Origin of the sequence: Vallitalea sp. (genome assembly GCF_025211055.1) — a bacterium.
Classification (GTDB): domain Bacteria; phylum Bacillota; class Clostridia; order Lachnospirales; family Vallitaleaceae; genus Vallitalea.
On sequence record NZ_JAOARO010000088.1, the window covers coordinates 20,859 to 45,973 of the forward strand.

Genomic DNA, 25,115 nt, shown 5'->3' on the forward strand with positions numbered 1-25,115 from the left:
AATGGAATTTTGGAGTAGGCTTGGAGATGCTTTGTTAGGATTTGTTCAAGATACTGGTATTTACTGGATTGTTGATAAATTTACAGCTGAAGAACAAGCTTGGCGAAATATAATTATGATAGTTGTTGCATTAACATTAATGTATCTAGCTATTAAAAAAGAATATGAACCATTATTATTACTACCAATTTCATTTGGTATGTTGTTAGTTAACTTGCCTTTAAGTGGAGTTATGAATGAACCTGTAGGAGATCAAATAGGTGGATTACTTCATTACCTATATCAAGGAGACGAACTTGGTATATTCCCACCATTAATCTTTATGGGTGTAGGAGTTATGACAGATTTTGGACCACTACTCGCGAATCCTAAAAGTTTCTTATTAGGTGCAGCCGCTCAGTTTGGTATCTTTTTCGCATTCTTTGGAGCTTTAATTTTAGGATTTACACCTGAACAAGCAGCTTCTATAGGTATTATTGGTGGAGCTGATGGTCCTACAGCAATTTTCACAACAATACAGTTGGCTAAGGAGCTACTAGGGCCTATTGCAGTTGCTGCTTATTCGTATATGTCATTAGTACCTATTATTCAACCACCAATTATGAAGGCTTTAACGTCTAAAGAAGAACGTATGATTAAGATGGAACAATTAAGACCAGTATCACAATTAGAAAAGATACTATTCCCAATTGTTGTTACTATAGTAGTTATACTTATTTTACCATCAACAGCACCACTTATTGGTATGCTTATGTTTGGTAATCTTATAAAAGTTTCTGGTGTTACTGAAAAACTTGCTGATACAGCTTCTAATGCACTTATGTATATTGTAACAATATTCTTAGGTATTACTGTTGGTGCTACAGCAAGTGCTGAAAAGTTTTTAACAATAGATACTCTTAAGATATTAGCGTTAGGATTAATTGCTTTTGCAATTGGTACTGCTACAGGTGTTATATTTGGTAAAATTATGTGTAAATTATCTGGTGGTAAGATTAACCCATTAATCGGAGCTGCTGGTGTATCAGCTGTTCCTATGGCAGCTAGAGTTGTTCAAAAGGTAGGACAAAAAGAAAACCCATCAAATTTCTTATTAATGCATGCTATGGGACCTAACGTAGCAGGTGTTATTGGTTCAGCAGTTGCTGCTGGGGTATTCTTAACATTATATAAATAATTAAGTGTAATATAAGTAAATATACACTTAGGTAGAAAGTCAATGATTATAGGAGGTTTAAGATATGGCTGTGAATAAAAGACCTGTAAAAATTACAGATACCATACTTAGAGACGCTCACCAATCACTAATAGCCACTAGAATGAAAACTGAAGATATGCTTCCTATTGTAGAGAAATTAGACAAAGTAGGATATCATTCAGTTGAATGTTGGGGTGGAGCAACATTTGATGCTTGCTTGCGTTTCCTTAAGGAAGATCCATGGGAGAGACTTAGAAAGTTAAGAGATGGATTCAAAAATACGAAATTACAAATGTTATTAAGAGGTCAAAATATCTTAGGATATAGACATTATGCAGATGATGTAGTTGAATATTTTGTTCAAAAGACTATTGCTAATGGTATAGATATTCTTCGTATATTTGATGCTTTAAATGATCCGAGAAATCTAAAAACTGCAATAGATGCAACTAAAAAAGAAGGCGGTCACGCTCAGATTGCTATTTCTTATACTCTAAGTGAAGTACATACATTAGAGTATTATGCAAAACTTGCAAAACAATTAGAAGATATGGGTGCTGACTCTATATGTATTAAAGATATGGCTGGATTATTAGTTCCATATTCAGCAACAGAATTAGTTAAGACATTAAAAGAAACTGTAAAAGTTCCAATTCAGTTACATGCTCACTATACTAGTGGTGTTGCAGCAATGACTTATTTAAAAGCTGTTGAAGCTGGAGCAGATATCATTGATACTGCAATGTCACCATTCTCAATGGGAACAGCTCAACCTGCTACAGAAGTTATGGTTGAAACATTCAAAGGAACACCTTATGATACAGGATTCGATCAAGATCTATTATCAGATATAGCTGATTATTTCAGACCACAAAGAGAAAAAGCTCTAGAAAGTGGATTAATGAATCCAAAAGTACTAGGTGTTAATATTAAAACATTATTATACCAAGTACCAGGTGGTATGTTATCTAATTTAGTATCACAACTTCAAAAACAAAACGCAGAAGACAAATTCTATGACGTTCTTGAAGAAATACCAAGAGTTAGAGCTGATTATGGATATCCACCACTTGTTACACCTTCAAGTCAGATTGTAGGAACACAGGCTGTACTTAACGTACTTTCTGGTCAAAGATATAAGATGGTAACAAAAGAATCTAAAGCTTTAGTTAGAGGAGAATATGGAAGAACTCCTGTTCCAATCAGTGATAAAGTTAAGAAAATAATTATTGGTAATGAAAAACAAATAACTTGTCGACCAGCTGATTTAATTAAGCCTGAACTTAAGAAAATAGAATCTGAAATGACAAGATATAAACAACAAGATGAAGATGTTTTATCTTATGCGTTATTCGCACAAGTTGCAGAAGATTTCTTCAAATACAGAGAAGCACAACAAACTAAAGTAGATCCTAATATGGCTGATAAGGATAATAAGGTATACCCTGTATAGCTCTTAATATAATAAAGCTGGTACCTTTTGGTACTGGTTTTATTTTTTTAATAGAAGGATTAGAAGTATATTTATTATTATCTCAACTTTACTTTTTTTATAAGCCATAAGTACTTTTGTATATGCATATTTTATTAATTAAAATATATTGTAAAATTATTTTTATTAATATATAATAATATTAATATACAAAAAAATAACAATGCCTAGATTCTATACAAGATATAGTGATTATGAAGGATTAACAACAATATATTGTATAGAAAGTTATACAGAACTATTTTTTGTTAATTAATTATAACAATCTATAAAGTGATAAAAAGAAAATAATTCGTTATATTAAGTTATTGGTATAAAAATCTAGTACATAATATTTTTAATATACATAAAAACTTTGATAGTGAATTAATAATGTTAGAGAGGTATTAATATGCATAGACAAAATGATTTGATGAAAAGGATTAATAATTCCTACCCAAAACTTAGTAAAGGGCAAAAATTATTAGCAAATTATATATTAGAACATTACGAGAAGGCAGTTTTTCTTACAGCTGCAAAGCTAGGTAAGATAGTTGGCGTAAGTGAGTCAACAGTAGTAAGGTTTGCTAATGAACTTGGTTATGATGGTTATCCAAAGTTACAAAGAGCCCTTGAAGAATTAGTTAAGACCAAATTAACTTCATTCCAAAGAGTTGAGGTGACATCAGATAGAATTGACAAAAATCATGTACTAAAATCAGTTTTACAATCGGATGCAGAAAAGATTAAGCATACCCTAGAAGAAATTGATGAAGATATATTTAATGAAGCAACCAAGATGATACTTGGAGCTAGGAAAATCTATATACTAGGTGTAAGAAGTTGTGCCTCTTTAGCAGGTTTTTTAGGTTTTTATTTTAATTTAATATTTGATAATACTAAATTAATTCATACAAATAGTGTAAGTGAAATGTTTGAGCAGATTTATAGAATTGGTCCGGAAGATGTAGTAATAGGAATTAGTTTTCCAAGATATTCAAAGCGTACTAAAAAAGCTATGGAATTTGCTAAAAATAGAGATGCACAGGTAATTGCTATAACAGATAGTTATTTATCCCCATTGATACAATTTGCTGATTGCAGTCTTATAGCTAGAAGTGATATGGCTTCATTTGTAGATTCATTAGTAGCACCACTAAGCTTGATTAATGCATTGATAGTTGCATTATGTATTAAAAAGCAAGATGAAGTGTTAGATACCTTAGAGAATCTGGAAAAAGTATGGAGTGAATATCAAGTATACGACAATGAAGAAGATTATAATATGAATTACAATATACAATCAAAAAATAACACCGATATATTAGAATAGTTAATATATGAAAGGACTTGAATAAGTATTGAAAAAAGTTTTAGTAGTAGGAGGTGGACCATCAGGCATGATGGCAGCAATAATAGCTGCGAGAAATGGTTGTGAAGTCCACCTTTTTGAAAGAAATGAAAAATGTGGTAAGAAATTATATATAACAGGAAAAGGTAGATGTAATATTACTAATGCTACTGATGTAGAGGATTTACTTGAAAATGTTACTACTAATAGGAAATTTCTATATAGCGCATTTTATTCCTTTGATAGTTTTATGCTTATAGACTTTTTTAATGATATTGGACTTAAAACTAAAATAGAAAGAGGAAATAGAGTGTTTCCTGTATCAGATAAATCATCTGATGTTATATCAGTTTTAACTAGAGAAATGAATAAACAAGGTGTAGTTATTCATCTTGGTTCAAGAGTAAAAGATATAAAAGTTGTTGAAAACAAGGCAAAAGGCATAGTACTTCATGATGGCAACTTAATTGAAGGTGATAGTGTTATAATAGCTACAGGTGGGCTATCATATTCATCCACGGGATCAACTGGTGATGGATTCAAGTTTGCAGAAAAAGTAGATCATACAGTTAGTGATACACATCCTTCATTAGTGCCTTTAGTTACAAGAGAAAGTTTTATTAAAGAATTACAAGGACTCTCTCTTAGGAATGTAAAAATCAGTATAAAAGCAAATGGTAAAATTATATATGAAAATTTTGGAGAAATGTTATTTACCCATTTTGGAGTGACAGGACCTCTTATTTTATCTGCTAGTAGATATATTATCCCATATAAAGGTAAAGATATGACTTTATCAATAGATTTAAAACCTTCACTTGATACTAAAAAACTTGATAATAGGATATTGAAGGATTTTAACAAATATATGCGAAAACAGTTCAAAAACGCTTTAGATGATTTGTTACCGAAGAAATTAATACCTATTATAATAAAACTATCTTGTATTGATGGAGAAAAAAAGGTAGATCAGATTTCTAGAGAAGAGAGATTGAGATTAGTAGATTTAATAAAAAACTTAACATGTCATATTATAGGTACAAGAGATTATAATGAAGCAATAATAACTTGTGGTGGAATTAGTATAAAGGAAATTAATCCTATGACTATGGAATCTAAAAAAGTTAATGGATTATATTTTATAGGAGAAGTTCTTGATCTTGACGCGTTAACTGGAGGTTTTAATTTGCAGATAGCATTTTCTACAGGATATCTGGCAGGACTTGCTATAAGTGAAAGAGAACTTTAAATATCATGATATAGGAGTGAAAAAATGGTTTCCATAAGAGGAGCAATTACTATTGATACTAATACTAAAGAAAATATTATTAATGATACAAAAACATTACTAAAAGACATATTAATTAGTAATAATATTAATAATGACCAAATAATATCTATCATTTTTTCAGCTACAAAAGATCTGACAGCTGCATATCCTGCTATTGGTGCTAGAGAAATAGGTATTGTTGATGCATCACTAATGTGTGTTAGCGAAATGTATGTAGAAAACAGTTTAGAAATGTGCATAAGGGTTATGGTGACTGTCAATATCCCTAAATCACAAAATGAAGTAAAGCATATATACTTAAAAAAAGCAAAAAGCTTAAGACCTGATTTATTAGATAAGATGAATTAAATAATTAGACAAATAAATTATTTTTTGTAAAATTAATTTACTAAGTTAACGTTAAAAAAGGTTTAAATACTAAGCAAAACTGTAATAAAATATAAAATAAGATATAAAATAATTATAATTTTATATCTTATTTAATAAAACTTAGTATTGACAGTTTGAGAAATACAGTTTATAGTTTATTATTGGTGACAATATTATTACGGAGGGTAATGTTGTGGATATAATTAATATAGCAATTGATGGACCAGCTGGTGCAGGTAAAAGTACTATAGCCAAAAAGATTGCTAAGGAACTAGATATTATATATGTAGATACTGGTGCTATGTATAGAGCCTTTGGACTTTATTGTATTAGAAATAATATATCAAGTGACCAAAACGATATTATTAACAATATATTAGACGATATTGATATTAGTATCTGTTATATAGATAGCGAACAGCAAGTAATACTTAATGATGAGAATGTCAATCAATTTATTAGAGATGAAGAAGTAGGTAAAATGGCATCCGAAATCTCAGTAAATAGAAATGTACGTCTTAAGCTTGTTGAACTACAAAGAAATCTTGCAACCAAGAAAAGTATTATTATGGATGGTAGAGACATAGGTACTTATGTGTTACCTAATGCTACAACTAAGATTTATCTCAATGCAAGTGTTGAAACAAGAGCTAAGAGACGTCATAAAGAATTATTAGAAAAAGGTATATCTAGGAACTTGGAATCTATAGAAGATGAAATAAGTAAAAGAGATTATAGAGATATGAATAGAGAATTTGCTCCACTAAAAAAAGCAGATGATGCTATAGAAGTGGATACATCCAATTTATCTATTGATGAAGTAGTTAATAAAATCCTTAAAATGATAAATAATAATTATTAAATATTATTTGAGAGGAAGATACTAATGGAAGTAATATTAGCAAAATCTGCAGGATTTTGTTTTGGTGTAGATAGAGCAGTAAAAAGTGTATATGATAATATTGATGACAAACCATTATATACATATGGACCAATAATTCATAATTTACAAGTAGTTGAAGAGTTAGAAGATAAAGGTGTAAAAGTTATAAATGATATAGAAGAACTTCCAAACCTACCTAAGGGAAAAGTTATTATTAGGTCTCATGGTGTAGAAGAAAAAATATATAATTATATTAGAGACAATGGATTTTCTATTATTGATGCTACATGCCCTTATGTGAAGAAAATTCATCGTATAGTTAATGATTATAGTAAAGAGGGTGATACTATAATTATAATTGGTGATCCTAGTCATCCAGAAGTTATTGGAATAAAAGGTTGGAGTTCATCAAAAGCAATTATTATTGAAAGTATAGAAGATGCTAAGAAGCTTCAATTACCCATAGATGAACATATCTGTATTGTTGCTCAAACAACACTTAATTATCTAAAATTCCAAGAAATAATTGAAATATTTTTAGATAAAGGTTATCATGTAGATATAAAAGATACAATATGTAGAGCAACAAGAGATAGACAAGAAGAGGCTATACAGCTATCAGGTAAAGTTGATAAAATGATAGTGATAGGTGGTAAGCATAGTTCTAATACTAGAAAGTTATACCAATTATGCAAGAATCAATGTGATAATACTTATCATATTGAAACTATAGAAGATTTGGAGTTGCTTGTTTTTAGTAAAAATGAGATAATAGGAATTACAGCTGGAGCTTCAACTCCAAAGAACATTATTCAGGAGGTTATTACACATGTCAGAAGTACAGAATGAAATTAGTTTTGAGGAAATGTTAGAACAATCCCTAAAATCAATTCACAGGGGAGAAATAGTTGAAGGGACAGTTATAGATGTTAATGATAATGAAGTTTTTGTTAATATTGGGTACAAGTCTGATGGTATTATACCTAAGAGCGAATACTCAAACTATCCTGAAGTTGAACTGCGAGATACTGTGAAACCAGGGGATAAACTCAAGGTAAAAGTTTTACGAGTAAATGATGGTGAAGGACAAGTATTACTTACTTATAAAAGAATACTTGCAGAACAAGGTCTTAGTAAGATCGAAGAATATTACAAGAACAAAGAGCATTTGACTGCAAAAGTATCACTAGTACTTGCAGGTGGCTTAGTAGCCATTGTTGATGAAGTTAGAATATTTATTCCTGCTTCTTTAGTATCAGATGAATATGTAGACAATTTAAGAGACTTCTTAGGTAAAGAAATTACATTTGTTATCAGTGAATTTAATCTTAAAAAAGGTAGAATAATTGGTAATAGAAAACAATTATTATTAGCTGACAGACAAAATAGAATAAAAGAATCAATGGAAAAAATAGAAGTTGGTATGGTAGTAACAGGAAATATTAAAAATGTAACAGATTATGGTGCATTTGTTAATATTGATGGTATCGATGGATTAATCCATATTTCACAAATGTCATGGGGAAGAGTTAAAAAGCCAAGTGATGTTGTTAAAGTAGGAGATAAAGTAAAAGTTAGAATAATAGGTATTGATACTGATAAGAATAAAATATCTTTATCTATGAAATTTGACGAAGAAAATCCTTGGAATGATGCTGCTACTAAGTATGCAATTAATAATGTAGTAGAAGGTGTTGTTGCAAGAATGACAGATTTTGGTGCTTTTATTGAATTAGAGTCAGGAGTAGATGCATTATTACATGTGTCACAAATAGCTAAAAAGCACGTTGAAAAACCATCTGATGAACTTAAGATTGGTCAAAAGATTACAGCTAAAGTATTAGATTTCAATCAAGAATCTAAAAAGATTAGTTTAAGTATCAAAGCTATTGAAGATGACAAAACTAAAGAAGCTGATACTAAGGAAGTAAAAGAAGAAGTAAGTACTGAAAAAACAGTTGAAGAAACTAAGTAATAATATATAAGATAAAAAAAGCTGCAAAAAGTATCCGAGAGTATTTTTTGTAGTTTTCTTTATCATCTTAAAATAAGTTTTTCATTATAGCATATTATAATAAAATGATGTATATGACCTACAATAAAGGAGAAGGATAAAATAGTGATTGAAAATTATGAACATTTTAAAGATGCCGTTTTTAAACTCTCTAAAATTGATTTAAACGCTTATAAAGAAAGACAAATGAAAAGGCGTATAGACTCATTAATAAGAAAAAATAATGCAAATAGTTATCAAGAATTTGTTGATATATTAAACAAAGATAAAAAGATATACGAAGAATTCATTAACTACTTGACTATTAATGTATCAGAATTCTATAGGAATCCTACTCAATGGCAAGTTCTAGAAAGAGATATTTTACCTTATCTTATAGATAATTTTTCCGATAATCTAAAAATATGGAGTGCAGCTTGTTCAACAGGTGATGAGCCATATTCTTTAGCAATGGTACTAAGTAAATATATTCCTCTAAATAAAATTAAAATTGTAGCTACAGATATTGATAAACAAGTCTTGGAAAAAGCTAGAATGGGATTATACAAAGACAAAAGTTTAATTGGTCTACCCCAAGAATTCAAAACAAAATATTTCAGACAAGTGGGTAGTTCTTATCAAGTAACCGATGATATAAAAAAATGTATAGAATTTAAGCAATTAAACTTGTTAAAAGATAATTACCCAAGCAATTGTGATTTAATAGTATGCCGTAATGTTCTAATATATTTTACAGATGAAGCAAAAGACGGTATATATAAGAAATTCAATAATGCAATGAAAAAAGATGCAATATTATTTGTTGGCAGTACAGAACAGATTATCCAATCTGAAACATATAAATTTACATCTCTCAAATCATTTTTTTATAAGAAAATGGATGAACTATAAGCTTTTAAGTATACTAGTACATATATTATCTATGAATGAAATATTACTATGAATATCATTTTGTAGTTGTACATATTTGGTTTTATTTTTTTTGGATATATAAAATATTTTTTCGCTATTTACTATATAGGTGTCAAGAAGAGGTATGAATATGCCTCTTTTTTTTATGTAACAGGTTTCACTTGTAGCTTTTGTTTTATTAGATTTATCTATGTACATTGCCACATGTTTATGAACTGCTTGATCCTCTGAATGTATATAATAATAATCTTTATAATTATTAAAGAAAAACTTTAATTCATTATCAAGAAGCTGAATTTTTATTAATAGCTCTTTATGATTTATATGTATATAATAATTATCAAAAGTAAAGCTATAATCAAATGGAACTTCTGCATAAGTAGAAAGACGTATAGTCATAATTAATTCACTAATATCGATATCATTAACTTTGTAAGATATATTATTATGTTTGAGATTGTTATATGTATCTACGTAATCAAGTATTTTAACTGCCTTAATAAGTCCTGTCAAATCTTCTTCGTTATGAAGTAATAAATTGGTCTTTTCTCTATCACTTTTTGATTCTGTAAAATCAATATATTGCCTAATTAATTCTCCACCTGTAAAGGTATCCTTTCTAAATATATTAAGATATTTTTCAATTGTTTTTAGCTTGCAATTCTCAAGGTTTAATACATGTTTACATGGTCTAACTAATTTATATATGTCAATATTTTCTATATAAGATAGATTATTATCTATTTTATATAATAGTGCCTTTTTAGTTATGAAAGGTATATCAAATGAGGTGCCATTATAATGTATTATCTTATTGAAATTATTACTGAATTTTATGAACTCATATAATACAGCATATTCATCATTTTCATTATCAGCTAGCCATTGAATTATCGTGGGCATTTCATCTATAAAATAGATACACCCAATTAAATATACAATGTTTCTTCTATAAGAAAAGCCAGTAGTTTCAATATCAAAGAATAATAGGTCATCAAGATTAGCATATCTTCTTTTTAAAATATGGGTATCCATATCAACATTTTTATTTATTAATATCATAATTTCTCCTTGTTAATGAGTGGGGATTATTTGCAATTTATAATTACAGTATAAGCTAATTTTAATGTTTAATCAATTTATTATACCATGTTTAATTACTTCTGTATGTGGTATAATAGATAGAGCTTGTACACCTTTTGATTGATTTTCGCATATAATGTATTAAGAAATTAGAAGGGGGGACAAGTTATGGAATACTCATATCTAGTACTGATACCGTTAATAGCTGGTATAGGTGAAGCTATTAGACTAACAGGGGTTCCTTGTAGATATATACCATTTATAAACTTAGTTATTGGACTAGCTCTTGGTATGATACTATGTTCAACAAATTCAAAATCATGTATAGTTATTGGTTTGTATACTGGACTTAGTGCATCAGGTCTAGTTAAATCTACAAAAGAATTCAATAATTGCATGAATGCTAGAAGCCCTTGTAATAAAAAGGATAGGTATTATACTAAAAGAAGAAAATACAACTACTTTGAACAGATATTTAGAGAGATTGAAAAAGATTACGAATCTCATAATAATTCAAACGACGAATTTGAAGATGATAACGGATAGTGGAGGAATAAAATGAATAAGAATCAAGATATATCGCATGAAGAAAGTTTGAGGCAAAAACGAATAATCGACAAACTATCAAAGCAAATAGAAGGTAAAGGGTTAAAATATTATGTATCAACTTTTGGCTGCCAAATGAATGCCCATGATTCTGAAAAACTAAAAGGAATATTAGAACAAATAGGATATGTACCTGCCGAGAAAGAAAAGGATGCAGATTTTGTTATATATAATACATGTTGTGTTAGAGAAAATGCTGAATTGAAAGTATATGGCAGACTTGGTTCATTAAAAAACAATAAAAAACATAAACCAGGAATGTTGATTGCACTATGTGGTTGTATGATGCAGCAAGATACCGTTATAAGTGAAATAAAAAGAGCATATAAACATGTGGATATTTTGTTTGGCACCCACAATTTATATAAATTAGCTGAGTTGATACAAACAAGACTAGATACTGGTAGAATGGTAATAGATATCTGGGAGAATTATAAAGAAATCGTAGAAGATTTACCAAGTATAAGAAAATTCAAATTCAAGTCAAGTGTCAATGTTATGTTTGGATGTAATAATTTCTGTACTTATTGTATAGTACCTTATGTAAGAGGAAGAGAAAGAAGTAGAAAACCCGGAGATATTATTAATGAAATAACAGACCTAGTTGATGATGGTGTAAAAGAGATTACATTACTTGGTCAAAATGTTAATTCTTATGGGAAAAACTTGGACAAACCTCTTACTTTTGCTAAACTAATTCAAGAAATTGAGAAGATAGAAGGACTTGAAAGAATAAGATTCATGACATCTCATCCCAAAGATTTATCGGACGAGCTTATAGAAGTAATAAAAACTTCTAAAAAATTATGTGACCATATTCATCTACCATTTCAATCTGGAAGTACAGATGTATTAAAAAAGATGAATAGAAGATATACAAAAGATAGTTATCTGGAGTTGGTAAATAAAATAAAAGAAGCACGTCCTGACGTTGCTCTAACTACAGATATTATTGTAGGTTTTCCAGGTGAGACAGAAGAAGATTTTCTAGATACATTAGATGTAGTAAAACAAGTTGAATTTGACAATGCTTTTACATTTTTATATTCTGTAAGAACTGGCACACCTGCTGCAACTATGGAAAATCAAGTGCCTGAAAATGTTGCAAAAGATCGTTTTAACAGGCTCTTAGAAGTACTTAATGAAATAGTATATAAGAAAAGCAGGGAAAAAGTGGGTAACACTTATGATGTTTTAATCGAACAGACCAATAGACAAGATGACAATCTTGTATCTGGTAGGTTAGGAAGTAATCATCTAGTACATCTTAAGGGAAATAAAGATTTGATTGGTGAAATTGTACCTGTTAAGATAATAGAATCAAAAGGATATTATTTAATAGGAGAACAAGTAAATTAAGAAAATAAAACTAATAGTTTTTAAATATATAATGCAATACAAAATTACTATAAGAAAAGAGGTTACTAATGAACAATAAACTATCACCTATGATGCAGCAGTATATGGATCTAAAGGAACAATATGAGGATTGTATATTATTTTTTAGATTAGGTGATTTCTATGAGATGTTTTTTGAAGATGCAAAATTAGCATCAAGAGAATTAGGAATTACATTGACAGGTAGAGATTGTGGACAAGCAGATAGGGCTCCTATGTGTGGTGTCCCTCATCATTCATCTGAAAACTATATAAATAAATTAATAAAAAAAGGTTATAAAGTAGCTATATGTGAACAAGTTGAAGATCCTAAACAAGCTAAGGGTATCGTTAAAAGAGATGTTGTGAGGATAGTAACTCCAGGTACTAACCTCAATATGCAATCATTAGATGAATCGAAAAATAATTACTTAATGAGTATATTTGGTAATAAAGACAATTATGGAGTAGCTCTTGTAGATATTACAACAGGAGATTTTCTTGTAACAGAAGTAAATGAAAAAAGAAAACTTGTAGATGAGATAGGAAAATTTGTTCCTACTGAAATAATCTGTAATAAAGATATTATAGTTTGTAAAGATTTTATTAGAGAATTAAAGGATAGATTTCATGTATATATCAGTGAAGAAGAAGAATGGTATTTTGATTATGGTAGATGTGTTGGTAATATAAAAGAGCAATTTGGAGTTGGCACTATAGATGGATTAGGGATAAAAGAATTTGGTCAAGGGGTATGCGCTGTTGGTTCATTATTAGAGTATCTATATAAAACTCAAAAAAGTAATATATCCCATATAACTAAACTAACTCCATATCTTACTGATTCATATATGATGGTTGACTTATCATCAAAACGTAATCTGGAATTAGTTGAAACATTACGTGAAAAAGAACGTAGAGGTTCTTTATTATGGGTCCTTGATAAAACTAAAACTGCAATGGGTTCCAGATTACTTAGGAAATGGATTGAACAACCTTTATTATCAAAAACAAATATTGAAGATAGGCTTGATGGGGTTGAAGAATTAAAAAACAAACCTATCATAAGTGAAGAATTGAAAGAGTTTTTGAACCCTATATATGACTTGGAAAGACTTATGAGTAAAATAAGTCTGAAAACCGCTAATTGTAGAGATTTAATAGCTTTTAAGACCTCTTTAGAAATGCTTCCATTTATAAAGAAATTATTAAACGAATGTAATGCTGATTACATTACCAAGATAAAGAATACATTTGATGACTTAAGAGATATTTATGATTTAATAGATAAAGGAATAATTAATGACCCTCCTATATCTGTAAAAGATGGAGGCATAATAAAAGAATCTTATCATCCACAAGTTGATAAACTTAGAGAAGCAGGTACAAGAGGTAAGCAATGGATCGCTGAATTAGAAGCAAAAGAAAAAGAATTAACAGGTATTAAGAACCTTAAAATTAAATTCAATAAAGTATTTGGTTACTATATAGATGTAACAAAATCTTATCTGAATCTAGTGCCAGACAGATATGTAAGAAAACAGACACTAGCTAATTCAGAGAGATACATAACACCAGAATTAAAAGAAATGGAAAACACTATCATGGGAGCAGAAGAAAAAATAATTGCTCTTGAGTATGAATTATTTGTAGAACTAAGAAACAAAGTAGCAAAAGAAGTTGACCGAATCAAAGATACTGCTTATAAGGTAGCTATTCTTGATGTTATTACCTCACTAGCAGATATAGCTATAAAATATAATTATGTACGACCTGTTTTAAGTAATGATGGTGCCATTGATATCAAAGATGGACGTCATCCTGTTGTGGAAAAAATGATGAACAATGAAATGTTCATAGCAAACGATACATATCTCAACAAAATGAATAGTAGATTTTCTATTATCACTGGTCCAAATATGGCGGGAAAATCAACTTATATGAGGCAGGTTGCTCTTATAGTCTTAATGGCACAAATAGGTAGTTTTGTTCCAGCTAGTGAAGCTCATATTGGGATAGTAGATCGTATCTTCACTAGAGTAGGAGCTTCTGATGACTTGGCTTCTGGCCAAAGTACTTTTATGGTGGAAATGACAGAGGTAGCTAATATACTTAGAAATGCCACAAGCAATAGCTTGCTTATTCTTGACGAAATAGGTAGAGGTACAAGTACTTTTGATGGTCTTAGTATTGCATGGTCTGTTGTTGAGTACATAGTTAATAAAAAGAAAATCGGGGCCAAGACATTATTTGCCACTCATTATCATGAACTTACAGAATTAGAGGGCAAAGTTGATGGTGTACAGAATTATTGTATCTCTGTAAAAGAAAAAGGCGATGATATAATTTTCTTGCGTAAGATAATAAAAGGCAGCACAGAAGGTAGTTATGGTGTACAAGTAGCAAAACTTGCTGGTGTACCTTTGGATGTTATTGACAGAGCTAAGGTTCTATTATCTGAATTAAGTAATGCAGATATTGCCAAAAATACTAAGATCGTGTGTAAAGATGCAGTTGAGGAAATAGCAACTGTGAAGGAAGAAGAAATAAATATTGAAGTTCAAATAGAGCAAGAAAAAGAAGAAAAAACAGAACCGGTACAATTAGGATTATTTGATGTAATGAGTAATTATAATGAACTAATTGATGACTTGAAAAATTTGAATATAGTAGAAATGACACCAATGGATGCATTGAATAAATTATATGAATTGCATAAAAAAGCCTTGACTTAGAAGGGAGTGTCATCATGTCTGAAATAAGATTGTTAGATCAAAATACTATTAATAAAATAGCAGCAGGTGAAGTAGTAGAAAGACCTTCTTCGGTTGTAAAGGAGTTGGTTGAGAATTCTATTGATGCTGGTGCAAGTGCTATAACAATTGAAATAAAAGAAGGTGGAATATCTTTTATCCGTATTACAGATAATGGTAAAGGAATCTCAAAAGAAGATATTCAGACTGCATTTATTAGACATTCAACTAGTAAAATCAAATCTATTGAGGATTTAATAACTGTATCATCTTTGGGATTCAGAGGCGAAGCACTTGCTAGTATAGCAGCAGTATCCCAAGTTGAAGTTATAACTAAGACATATGATGATATAACAGGCATAAGATACGTAATAGAAGGCGGTAGGGAAGTAAGTAAGGAAGAAATAGGATGCCCTGAAGGTACAACCATAATTATTAAGAATCTGTTTTATAATACTCCTGCTAGGCGAAAATTCCTGAAAAAGCCTGCAACAGAGGGAGCATATATTAGTGAGTTCATTAATAAACTAGCTCTTGGTAACATAAGTATATCTTTTAAATTTATATATAATAATACTATAAAATTGCATACTTCTGGAAATAATGTTCTTAAGGATTGTATTTTCAATATCTATGGTAAAGAAATAGTTAAAAATAGCGTTCCAATAGAAATTGATAATGACGAATTCAAAATTAAAGGTTTCATTGGAAAACCAAAGATAAGCAGAGCAATCAGGAATTATGAAAATTATTATATAAATGGTCGTTATATAAAAAGTAAAATCATTATGAAAGCTATAGAAGAAGGTTATAAAACTAAATTAACCGTCCATAGATTTCCATATACAGCATTCTATATAACGATAAATCCGGAATTGATTGATGTAAATGTTCATCCAACAAAGATGGAGGTTAGATTCCACAATGAATCCATTATCTATGAAGCAATTAAAAGTGGTATTTACGAAGCACTAAGAAAAGTAGACCTTATTCCAGAGGTATCATTGAACAATGGACAAAGAGAAATAAAAAAAGACAATATCAAGATAAATACTGCTATTCCAGAACCTTTTGAAAAAAATAGATTGAACGAAATGAAAAAACATTTCATAAAAGAGAATATTAATCTTTATGAGCCTAATAGCAGTAGTCTAATAAATACTTTCAGAAAAAACTCTGAAATAACTAATAAAATAGTATGTCATGATATAAATAACCAGAAACAAGTTGATAAACATCTGATAGATAATAAATCAAATCAGCAACCTAAAGTTATTATTGATGAGAGTATAAAAAAAGTAACAGATGAATCAACGATTGTACCTGATAAAAAACACAATGAATTATCAGCAAAACCCAAATATGTTGCTGAACAAGCATTGTTATTCGAGGATAAGAGTGTTGATGCTAAAACTGTCAAGAACTATAAGATAATAGGTCAACTATTTAATACTTATTGGATTGTAGAACTGGATAACAAATTCTATATTATTGACCAACATGCAGCTCACGAAAGAGTGTTGTATGAGCGTTTAATGAATAAACTTGAAAATTCAGACATAATGTCTCAAGGTCTATTGCAGCCTATAATTATTCATGTCTCTATAAGAGAAAAACAATTAATAGAGGATTATAGACAATTATTTATAGACTTAGGTTTTGAAATAGAAGAATTCGGTAAAGATGCTTTTGCAATAAGAAGCGTACCTTATATATTTAATAAGTCCTTAAGTTCTAATCAGTTTATTGAGATATTAGATAGTCTTAATGAGCATTATGATCCTGATAAATACAATGTAGTAAGAAATGATATAGCAACTATGGCATGTAAAGCAGCTGTAAAAGCTCATGATAAATTATCGGTTCTTGAATATGAAAAATTATTTGATGAGCTACTTGAGATAGAAAATCCTTTTACATGTCCCCACGGTAGACCAACTATCATTTCTATGACAAAATATGAACTAGAAAAGAAATTCAAGAGAATACAGTAATTAGGAGTGGATATATTGAGAAAACCTTTAATTATTATAGCCGGACCTACAGCAGTTGGTAAGACTAGTTTATCGGTTAAACTGGCAAAGGAAATAGGTGGTGAAATAATCTCTGCTGATTCTATGCAAGTTTATAAGTATATGGACATAGGAACTGCAAAAGTCACAAAAGAAGAAACACAGGGTATTAAACACCATTTAATAGATGTACTTGAACCTGACGAGGAATTTAATATAAATATTTTCCAAAATTCAGCTAAGAAAAGTATAGAAGAAATTACACAAAATAAAAAAAATCCTATCATGGTGGGTGGAACAGGTTTCTATATACAATCAATCATATATGACATTGATTTTGAAAATACTCGCAAAGATAATTCATATAGGGAGGAACTTCAAAAAGAAGCAGCTCTATCAGGTAATGAATATGTACATGATAAACTAAAAGATATTGATCTTGTATCTTACAATAAGATTCATCCTAATAACTTAAAAAGAGTTATTAGAGCTTTGGAATATTATAAAGAAACTGGTAAACCAATATCATTGCATAATGAAATAGAATCACAGAAAGAATCTCCTTATAACCTTCTCTTTTATGTTCTTGGTATGGATAGAGAGTTATTATATGAAAGAATTGATAGAAGAGTAGATATAATGATTGAACAAGGATTAGTAGAAGAAGTCCAGAAATTAAAAGAAATGGGATATAGCAAAGATTTAGTATCTATGAAAGGATTAGGATATAAAGAAATCTATGGATATCTTAATGGTGAATATGACCTAGATAGAGCAATCTACATCCTCAAACGTGATACCAGACATTTTGCAAAACGTCAAATTACGTGGTTTAAGAGAGAAAAAAATGTAAGATGGTTGAATGTAGATGATTACAATATGAATTCAGAATTAATTTTAAATAAAATGTTAAAAGATATTGAAGAATTAGGAATTATATAATACAATAGTAAGTGAGATGAAATAATTACCAAATACTAAAGATGTTAAATTATACAAATTAATTATTCTAATTAATAAAAAGTAATAAAATGTATTATATATATAATTTAAAAATACGATATTAATGGGGGCGAGTTATAATGAGTAAACCAATTAATTTACAAGATTTATTTCTAAATCAAGTAAGAAAAGACAAAACAACTGTAGTAGTATATTTGACAAATGGATTTCAACTAAAAGGACTTGTAAAAGGATTTGATAACTTTATAGTAATTCTTGAGACAGAAGGTAAACAACAAATGATATACAAACACGCAATATCAACTGTTATTCCTTCTAGAGAAGTATCCTTAGCCGTTGAAGAATAAAGAGGTATAGATAAATGACTGATTTTTTACAGAAGATGTATCAGAAGCAAAATATCTCAGAAGAAGTTTATAACTATTGTAGTGAGATTGAAAAGAATTTAATAGATAGATTTAATCATGTTGATGAAATTGCTGAATATAATCAATTGAAAGTACTCTCTGCTATGCGAGAGAATAGAGTTAGTGATGTACATTTTGCTGCAACAACTGGATATGGTTATAATGATCTTGGGAGAGATACATTAGAAAGTGTATATGCTTCTGTATTTAATGCAGAAGCTGCTTTAGTACGTCCACAATTAATTTCTGGTACTCATGCACTAACTATAGCACTTTCTGCTAATCTAAGACCAGGTGATGAGATATTGTCTCCTGTTGGTAAACCTTATGACACTCTTGAAGAAGTTATTGGCATAAGAGAAACAAATGGCTCTCTAAAAGAGTATGGTATTACTTACAGGCAAGTAGATATGTTAGAAGATGGAAGTATTGATTATGAAGGAATAAAGAAAGCTATAAATGATAATACAAAGCTTATCAGTATACAAAGGTCTAAAGGTTACGATACTAGACCAACCTTATCAGTTAATACAATAGGTGAGATTATCTCTTTTGTAAAGAGTATAAATAGTGATCTTATTTGTATGGTTGACAATTGCTATGGTGAGTTCGTTGAGAAAATTGAGCCTACAGATCTAGGAGCAGATATGATAGTTGGTTCTTTAATCAAGAATCCAGGAGGTGGACTTGCACCTATTGGAGGTTATATTGTTGGTAAAGAAACTTGTATTGAAAATTGTGCTGTTAGATTAACTGCACCGGGACTTGGAAAAGAAATAGGAGCAACACTTGGTCTTAATCAACAATTTTTTCAAGGATTATTTATGTCACCACAAATAGTAGCAGGGGCTTTAAAGGGAGCAATATTCGCAGCTAATGTTTTTGAAAAGCTTGGATATGAAGTGATACCTAATTCAACAGAGAGTAGACATGATATTATTCAAGCTGTCAATTTAGGTTCACCAGAAGCTATTATTGCCTTTTGTCAGGGAATTCAAGCGGCAGCGCCTGTAGATAGTTTTGTAACACCTGAACCATGGGATATGCCAGGTTATGATTCAGAAGTAATAATGGCAGCTGGAGCATTTGTACAAGGCTCTTCTATAGAGTTAAGTGCCGATGCACCTATAAAACCACCTTATACAGTGTTTTTTCAAGGAGGTTTATCATGGCATCATGGGAAATTCGGTATAATGACAGCGCTTCAAAAAATGATAGATAATAACAGTATTACATTAAAGTAACATAAACTTGACTCATGACTTTTCAATTTTATTATATATTTTAGATTACAACTAAGTAGTCTTATTACATATTGAACGAATTGAAAAGTTTTTTTTAAAACAATAAATATGACATTGGGACGTTTCGTTTGACACATTATTAAAGAGTCTTAAAAATAATCAAATAGGATGAAAGCTATGGCAAGAAAAATTGATACTAAGGTCAAAATAAATAATGTAAAATTGATTATAGATAGAAAAGTGACTATAGAAGAAGTAGCTTATAAATTAGGTGTTAGTACTAATAATGTTCGTTATTGGTTAAAGGTATATATGGAAAATCAAAAGAAGAAAAGAATGAGATTGATAGCAGGAATAGTAGTGTTACTAATTATTAGTATTCCAATCATTCTTTTTACAATATTCCATAAAAAAGCGAAACCAGTGTCCGAAAATGTTGTACCAGACAAAGTAACAGAAGAAACTGAAAAACAAAATACAGATAAAAAATCTATCTACAACGGTATGGGAACAGTTTTTATTGATCCTGGTCATGGATTTTCTGATTCTGGTACAGAAGCACCTGATAAATTTGGATTCAAGTTAATAGAAAGTGAAGTTGTTTTAAAAATAGCTAAAAGGGTAGTTGAGATTCTTGAAGCTAATGATTATGATGTAGTAATGTCAAGAACTGAAAATTATGATGAAAAGCAAGAAGATAAGCTTTATAAAATATCCTTAAATGAAAGAGTTAGATTAGCTAAAGAAAGTAAAGCTGATGTATTTATATCATTACATGTAAATGCTTATGAAGAATCTAATAACGTTAATGGATATGATTTGTATTACTGTGAAAAAGATGATAAATATAATGAAGAAGTAGAAAAATTCGCTAATAAAATAACTGATAAGTTCATTAAGAAAACAGGAATAGAAAAAATAAGAGTACATAAGGAACCAAGAAGAAGTTCATATCAAGTGACTAGACAAACAACAATGCCATCTTTACTATTTGAAATGGGATATGCTACCAATAAAAAAGATGCGAAAAGATTATTAGATAATGAATTTCTAGAAAATACAGCAATGTCTATTGCAGAAGGAATCATGGGGTATTTAACTGAAATATACTCTATGTAAATTATATAATTTAACAAGAATATTACTGGTATAATATATACATAAAACAAGGATGACTTTAAAAACAAGCGATATATTTCGTTGATTCTTATAAAGGTTATCCTTGTTTTTTTGTAACAAAATCTTAATCATAATTTAATGGTATTTATGTAAAATCTTAATTTAATTACTGTAGAATTTAAGATGATTTGTTATAAAAATAGCCGAAATAAGCATTTATTTAGTATAAACAATATATAGATTATAAAATCAAATGACAATTATAAAATTATGTATTTATTAACGATACTTTTGTAAATATATACATTTGAAGGCGGTATATTAGAAAGAAGGTAAAAAAATGGAAATTAATGAAAGTACCATAAAGGATTGTAAACTTAAGGTACATAATGTTGAAAAAGAAATAGCTAAAGGAATAATCGGACAGGAAAATATCATTAGACAAGTTCTTCTAGGAGTTTTGACAGGTGGAAATATTTTGTTGGAGGGTGTACCAGGGCTTGGGAAAACACAACTTGTCAAGACTTTAGCTAAGGTTATGGAACTATCATTTTCAAGAATTCAATTTACACCTGATTTGATGCCAGCTGATGTTGTTGGTACTAATATGTATGTTGAAGATAATCATGGAAAAGGACATTTTGAATATCAAAAAGGACCTGTATTCGCTAATTTATTATTAGCTGATGAAATTAACAGGGCAACTCCAAAGACTCAATCAGCTATGTTAGAGGCAATGCAGGAGATGACAGTAACAGTTGGTAACAATACTTATGAATTACCACAGCCGTTTATGGTACTTGCAACACAAAATCCAATTGAGATGGAAGGGACTTATCCTTTGCCAGAAGCACAATTAGATAGATTCATGTTCAAAGTATTAGTAGAATTTCCTAATTTAGACGAATTATCCAGAATAATGGATTTAACTGTAGACTGTATTGGTAATGAACCAGAGAAAATAATATCAAGTAGTGATATACTTAATATGAGAAAAATAATAAATAATATACCTATTGCGAAATATGTTAAAGAGTATGCATTAAGATTAGTAGTAGCAACACATAGTGAATTACCAGATACACCTGAAATAGCAAGGAAGTATCTTAAATATGGAGCAAGTCCACGTGCAGCACAAGCTATTCTAAAATCAGCTAAAGCAAATGCGCTACTTGAAGGAAGGTACAATGTATCTTTTGACGATATTAATTATGTTGCTCTTCCTTGTCTTAGACATCGTATTTTCTTGAACTTTGAAGCAATCAGTGATGGAATTAATAACGATGAGTTTATTAAAATGTTGATTAATGAAATAAAAGCTTAGAAAGCTGAGGAGTATTATGAACGAACAAATTTTTACATCAGACTTTATGAATAAATTAGAAAAGTTATCAATAAGCGTAAAAAACATGGCAACATATGGTTTAGCAGGAAGTAGAAAATCAAAAGCAAAAGGTATGTCTGTAGAATTCTCCGATTATCGTGAATATGTACCTTCTGATGATTTTAGAAGAATAGATTGGAATGCTTATGGGAGGTTCAAAAAACTATATATTAAATTATTTATGGAAGAGAAAGAAGCTGTATTCAGGATTTTTATAGATAATAGCAAATCAATGTCATTTAATAATAAAAACATAACCTCTCTTCGGTTAGCTGCAGCTTTTACTTATATAACTCTAAATAATTTGGATAAAGTATTAATAAATCCTCTGATATCTAATGAAACAGGCATTTTTCTTGGACAAGGTAAAAACTCTTTCATGAAGCACATTAGTTACTTAGAAAATATTGATTTCAATAATCATGAAACCAGTTTTGCAGGACTAAAGAAAATGAATTTCAATGGTAGCGGGATTAGTATTATAATTTCTGATTTATTTACTAATGAAAATATAGAAGATGTTATAAAATTCTTAGCATTCAATAAACAGCAGATACTGGTTTTACACATATTATCTGAGGAAGAAATGAATCCAAGAATTGATGGAAAACTAAAAATGGTAGATAGTGAGACGGGGCAAGAAAAAAATCTCGTAATAACTCCAAGACTACTGAAAAAATATAAAGAGAATGTAAAAAGATTTAGTAATAATATTAATGATATATGCAGTAAATATGGTGCTACGTATGTTAATATTAAGTCAACTGATTCGATTGAAAAGATTATCCTGGAAGATTTAATAGGTACCTTTATTATGATATAAAATCTATATCATATTTAATACAAAGAGGATGTGTAATTAATATGAGGTTCAGTAATCCTTATGCTTTATGGGGTTTACTTCTGATTCCATTAGTAATTTTGATGTATATATTGAAGCAGAATTTTGAACAAAAAGAAATTTCAAGTACCTTCTTGTGGGAACTGGCTTCAAAGGAAGATGAAGTAAATACACCATGGCAAAAGTTGAAAAAAAATATACTAATGATATTACAAATAATAGTAATAATCATTATTACATTAGCATTGGCTAATCCGTATTTATATAAAAAGCAGGAAACTAACAATGTACAGATTATTGTCATGGATACTAGTGCTAGTATGAATGCAGAATACAAAGATGGGAAAACTAGATTAGATTATGCAAAGGAAATGGCAAAAGAAAAAATAGATGGATTATTAGATGGTACTCCAGTTACTATTATAACTATTGGAAACGATGTCAACATAAATGTGTCCAATGCTGTTTCCAAAGATACTATCAAAAAATCCATTAACAATATTAATCCAACCTATGGTTCTATGAAAATAGATGACAACATAGATTTTATATTCTCAATAGCCAAGAGCTATGAGGATTATGAGATATCCATAATATCTGATGAGATTAATAATAATGATAACATACACAACTATTTAGTTCAGTCAAAAGGTTCTAATGTAAGTATAGACAATATATCAACTTTCTTCTCAGAAGGTTCATATGAAGTTCTTGCAAAAGTCACTAATAGATATAAAACGCCTGTAAAAATTCATTTTGACCTATATGACCAAAATGATACATGGCTAAAAGGTAGTGAGATAGACTTAGAATCATACGAAAGCAAGAATATATTATTTGATAATATCAACTGTGAAGGCAATTATATATATGGTCAAATAAAAGAAAAAGATTTAATAACAGCAGATAATAAAAGGTTTAATATATTAAATAAGAATGAGATAAAGAGAATCATTCTTATATCAGAAGAGAATATTTTTATGGAAAAAGCAATTTTAGCATCTAATAGATACGAGTTATATAAAACTAAGAATTCTGGTGTTAACAATGAGAAATATGAGTTGTATATTTATGATAGTATAATACCTGATTCAATTCCAGATGAAGGCAATTTAATGTTTCTAAATATTCCAAAGGTTGATGGATTATATGAAACTGATAGTGAAACCAGTAGTGGAATGGCAGCTTTCAGTGATGAAGATATTACGAGACATGTTTTTAATGAAAATTTCATTGTTTCTGATTATAGAAAAATTTTACCTAATGAATATGTAAAATCTATAGCTAATGTTGGTGAGGATAGTATTATAGCAACCGGTAATAAAAATGGTAGAAAATTTAATATTATGTCTTTTGATTTACATAATAGTGATTTTCCATTAAATATCAGTTTCCCTGTTCTTATAGATAATTTATTGGCAGATATATTAGGGAATGGTGTACAGATTGATGAGAATTATCATGCAGGAGAAAATATTTCTTTTGAACCTTTAAGTACTACTGAAAAAGCTTTTATATCTGATCCAAAAAATAATAAAGCTGAATTGGAAGTTAATTTCCCTATTACTTATTATGATGATACTAAGGAATTAGGGGTGTACCAATTGGTACAAGAGAACAATGAAAAAGAAAAAAAGACAGATTATATAACTATAAATTATAATACTGATTCAGAATCAACTATTACAGAGTATTCTAATGAGCTTGATAATAATGTATCAAATAAAATGGTTACTAGAAGCCATAAAAAGACTGATTTCATTAGCTTGTTTATCATTCTTGCTATAATTGTTATGTTATATGAATGGAAAAAATATGTTATTGGTTAGAGGTGTAA

The 25,115-nt window shown here is 29.3% G+C and carries 21 protein-coding genes; 20 read left to right on the forward strand and 1 reads right to left on the reverse strand.

The genetic code is table 11. The features are described 5' to 3' along the window. The first annotated feature begins 1 nt into the window (after nucleotide 1). The 9 genes from N4A55_RS13470 to N4A55_RS13510 all read left to right on the forward strand — a co-directional run bounded on the left by N4A55_RS13470 (nucleotide 2) and on the right by N4A55_RS13510 (nucleotide 9,468). Entirely contained in the window at nucleotides 2-1,177 is a 1,176-nt protein-coding gene (locus tag N4A55_RS13470; RefSeq protein ID WP_293757271.1) for a sodium ion-translocating decarboxylase subunit beta, read from the forward strand. A gap of 64 nt (nucleotides 1,178-1,241) precedes the next feature. Continuing rightward, on the forward strand, nucleotides 1,242-2,651 hold the full coding sequence (locus N4A55_RS13475) for an oxaloacetate decarboxylase subunit alpha (RefSeq protein WP_293757273.1): 1,410 nt from the start codon (nucleotides 1,242-1,244) through the stop codon (nucleotides 2,649-2,651). Between the two features lie 430 nt (nucleotides 2,652-3,081). After that, nucleotides 3,082-4,002 carry a MurR/RpiR family transcriptional regulator gene (locus tag N4A55_RS13480; protein WP_293757275.1) on the forward strand — a complete coding sequence of 307 codons (921 nt, stop codon included), beginning with the start codon at nucleotides 3,082-3,084 and terminating at the stop codon, nucleotides 4,000-4,002. A gap of 28 nt (nucleotides 4,003-4,030) precedes the next feature. Continuing rightward, nucleotides 4,031-5,269, forward strand: coding sequence for an NAD(P)/FAD-dependent oxidoreductase (locus N4A55_RS13485; RefSeq protein ID WP_293757277.1), 1,239 nt, complete (start codon nucleotides 4,031-4,033; stop codon nucleotides 5,267-5,269). Between the two features lie 24 nt (nucleotides 5,270-5,293). After that, the gene (aroH, locus tag N4A55_RS13490; protein WP_293757279.1) at nucleotides 5,294-5,659 is read left to right on the forward strand and encodes a chorismate mutase; all 366 of its coding nucleotides are present in this window, start codon (nucleotides 5,294-5,296) and stop codon (nucleotides 5,657-5,659) included. Nucleotides 5,660-5,873: 214 nt separating this feature from the next. Continuing rightward, nucleotides 5,874-6,542: a (d)CMP kinase gene (gene cmk, locus N4A55_RS13495; RefSeq protein ID WP_293757281.1), complete on the forward strand. Its 669-nt coding sequence runs from the start codon at nucleotides 5,874-5,876 to the stop codon at nucleotides 6,540-6,542. Nucleotides 6,543-6,566: 24 nt separating this feature from the next. Then, nucleotides 6,567-7,412, forward strand: a complete 846-nt coding sequence (gene ispH, locus N4A55_RS13500) for a 4-hydroxy-3-methylbut-2-enyl diphosphate reductase (protein WP_293757283.1) — start codon at nucleotides 6,567-6,569, stop codon at nucleotides 7,410-7,412. Further along, nucleotides 7,393-8,538, forward strand: coding sequence for a 30S ribosomal protein S1 (gene rpsA, locus N4A55_RS13505; RefSeq protein WP_293757285.1), 1,146 nt, complete (start codon nucleotides 7,393-7,395; stop codon nucleotides 8,536-8,538). The genes ispH and rpsA overlap by 20 nt, the downstream gene beginning before the upstream one ends. 144 nt (nucleotides 8,539-8,682) lie before the next feature. Then, a complete protein-coding gene (locus tag N4A55_RS13510; protein ID WP_293757287.1) occupies nucleotides 8,683-9,468 on the forward strand; it encodes a CheR family methyltransferase in 786 nt (261 codons plus the stop codon). Here the strand turns inward: N4A55_RS13510 and N4A55_RS13515 are convergent. Beyond that, nucleotides 9,463-10,551 (reverse strand): ribonuclease H-like domain-containing protein, encoded by a 1,089-nt coding sequence (locus tag N4A55_RS13515; RefSeq protein ID WP_293757289.1) that lies wholly within the window; start codon nucleotides 10,549-10,551, stop codon nucleotides 9,463-9,465. The two genes, N4A55_RS13510 and N4A55_RS13515, sit on opposite strands and share 6 nt — an antisense overlap. A 189-nt stretch (nucleotides 10,552-10,740) precedes the next feature. On the opposite strand from N4A55_RS13515, the gene N4A55_RS13520 reads away from it, so the two are divergent. The 11 genes from N4A55_RS13520 to N4A55_RS13570 all read left to right on the forward strand — a co-directional run bounded on the left by N4A55_RS13520 (nucleotide 10,741) and on the right by N4A55_RS13570 (nucleotide 25,107). Continuing rightward, complete coding sequence (locus tag N4A55_RS13520) at nucleotides 10,741-11,118, forward strand: hypothetical protein (RefSeq protein WP_293757291.1); 378 nt, start codon at nucleotides 10,741-10,743, stop codon at nucleotides 11,116-11,118. 12 nt (nucleotides 11,119-11,130) lie between these two features. Then, entirely contained in the window at nucleotides 11,131-12,537 is a 1,407-nt protein-coding gene (gene miaB, locus N4A55_RS13525) for a tRNA (N6-isopentenyl adenosine(37)-C2)-methylthiotransferase MiaB (RefSeq protein WP_293757293.1), read from the forward strand. A 68-nt stretch (nucleotides 12,538-12,605) separates the two neighbouring features. Further along, nucleotides 12,606-15,290, forward strand: a complete 2,685-nt coding sequence (mutS, locus tag N4A55_RS13530; protein ID WP_293757295.1) for a DNA mismatch repair protein MutS — start codon at nucleotides 12,606-12,608, stop codon at nucleotides 15,288-15,290. A gap of 14 nt (nucleotides 15,291-15,304) precedes the next feature. Next, complete coding sequence (gene mutL, locus N4A55_RS13535; protein WP_293757297.1) at nucleotides 15,305-17,302, forward strand: DNA mismatch repair endonuclease MutL; 1,998 nt, start codon at nucleotides 15,305-15,307, stop codon at nucleotides 17,300-17,302. A gap of 15 nt (nucleotides 17,303-17,317) precedes the next feature. Beyond that, the gene (gene miaA, locus N4A55_RS13540) at nucleotides 17,318-18,262 is read left to right on the forward strand and encodes a tRNA (adenosine(37)-N6)-dimethylallyltransferase MiaA (RefSeq protein ID WP_293757299.1); all 945 of its coding nucleotides are present in this window, start codon (nucleotides 17,318-17,320) and stop codon (nucleotides 18,260-18,262) included. Nucleotides 18,263-18,402: 140 nt separating this feature from the next. After that, nucleotides 18,403-18,630 carry an RNA chaperone Hfq gene (hfq, locus tag N4A55_RS13545; protein ID WP_330666407.1) on the forward strand — a complete coding sequence of 76 codons (228 nt, stop codon included), beginning with the start codon at nucleotides 18,403-18,405 and terminating at the stop codon, nucleotides 18,628-18,630. Nucleotides 18,631-18,644: 14 nt separating this feature from the next. Further along, entirely contained in the window at nucleotides 18,645-19,934 is a 1,290-nt protein-coding gene (locus N4A55_RS13550; protein WP_293757301.1) for a methionine gamma-lyase family protein, read from the forward strand. A gap of 177 nt (nucleotides 19,935-20,111) precedes the next feature. Then, nucleotides 20,112-21,053 carry an N-acetylmuramoyl-L-alanine amidase family protein gene (locus N4A55_RS13555; RefSeq protein WP_293757303.1) on the forward strand — a complete coding sequence of 314 codons (942 nt, stop codon included), beginning with the start codon at nucleotides 20,112-20,114 and terminating at the stop codon, nucleotides 21,051-21,053. A 340-nt stretch (nucleotides 21,054-21,393) separates the two neighbouring features. Continuing rightward, nucleotides 21,394-22,377: an AAA family ATPase gene (locus tag N4A55_RS13560; protein ID WP_293757305.1), complete on the forward strand. Its 984-nt coding sequence runs from the start codon at nucleotides 21,394-21,396 to the stop codon at nucleotides 22,375-22,377. A gap of 16 nt (nucleotides 22,378-22,393) precedes the next feature. Continuing rightward, nucleotides 22,394-23,260 carry a DUF58 domain-containing protein gene (locus tag N4A55_RS13565; RefSeq protein WP_212691702.1) on the forward strand — a complete coding sequence of 289 codons (867 nt, stop codon included), beginning with the start codon at nucleotides 22,394-22,396 and terminating at the stop codon, nucleotides 23,258-23,260. Between the two features lie 41 nt (nucleotides 23,261-23,301). Next, nucleotides 23,302-25,107, forward strand: a complete 1,806-nt coding sequence (locus N4A55_RS13570; protein ID WP_293757308.1) for a vWA domain-containing protein — start codon at nucleotides 23,302-23,304, stop codon at nucleotides 25,105-25,107. Nucleotides 25,108-25,115: the final 8 nt, after the last annotated feature.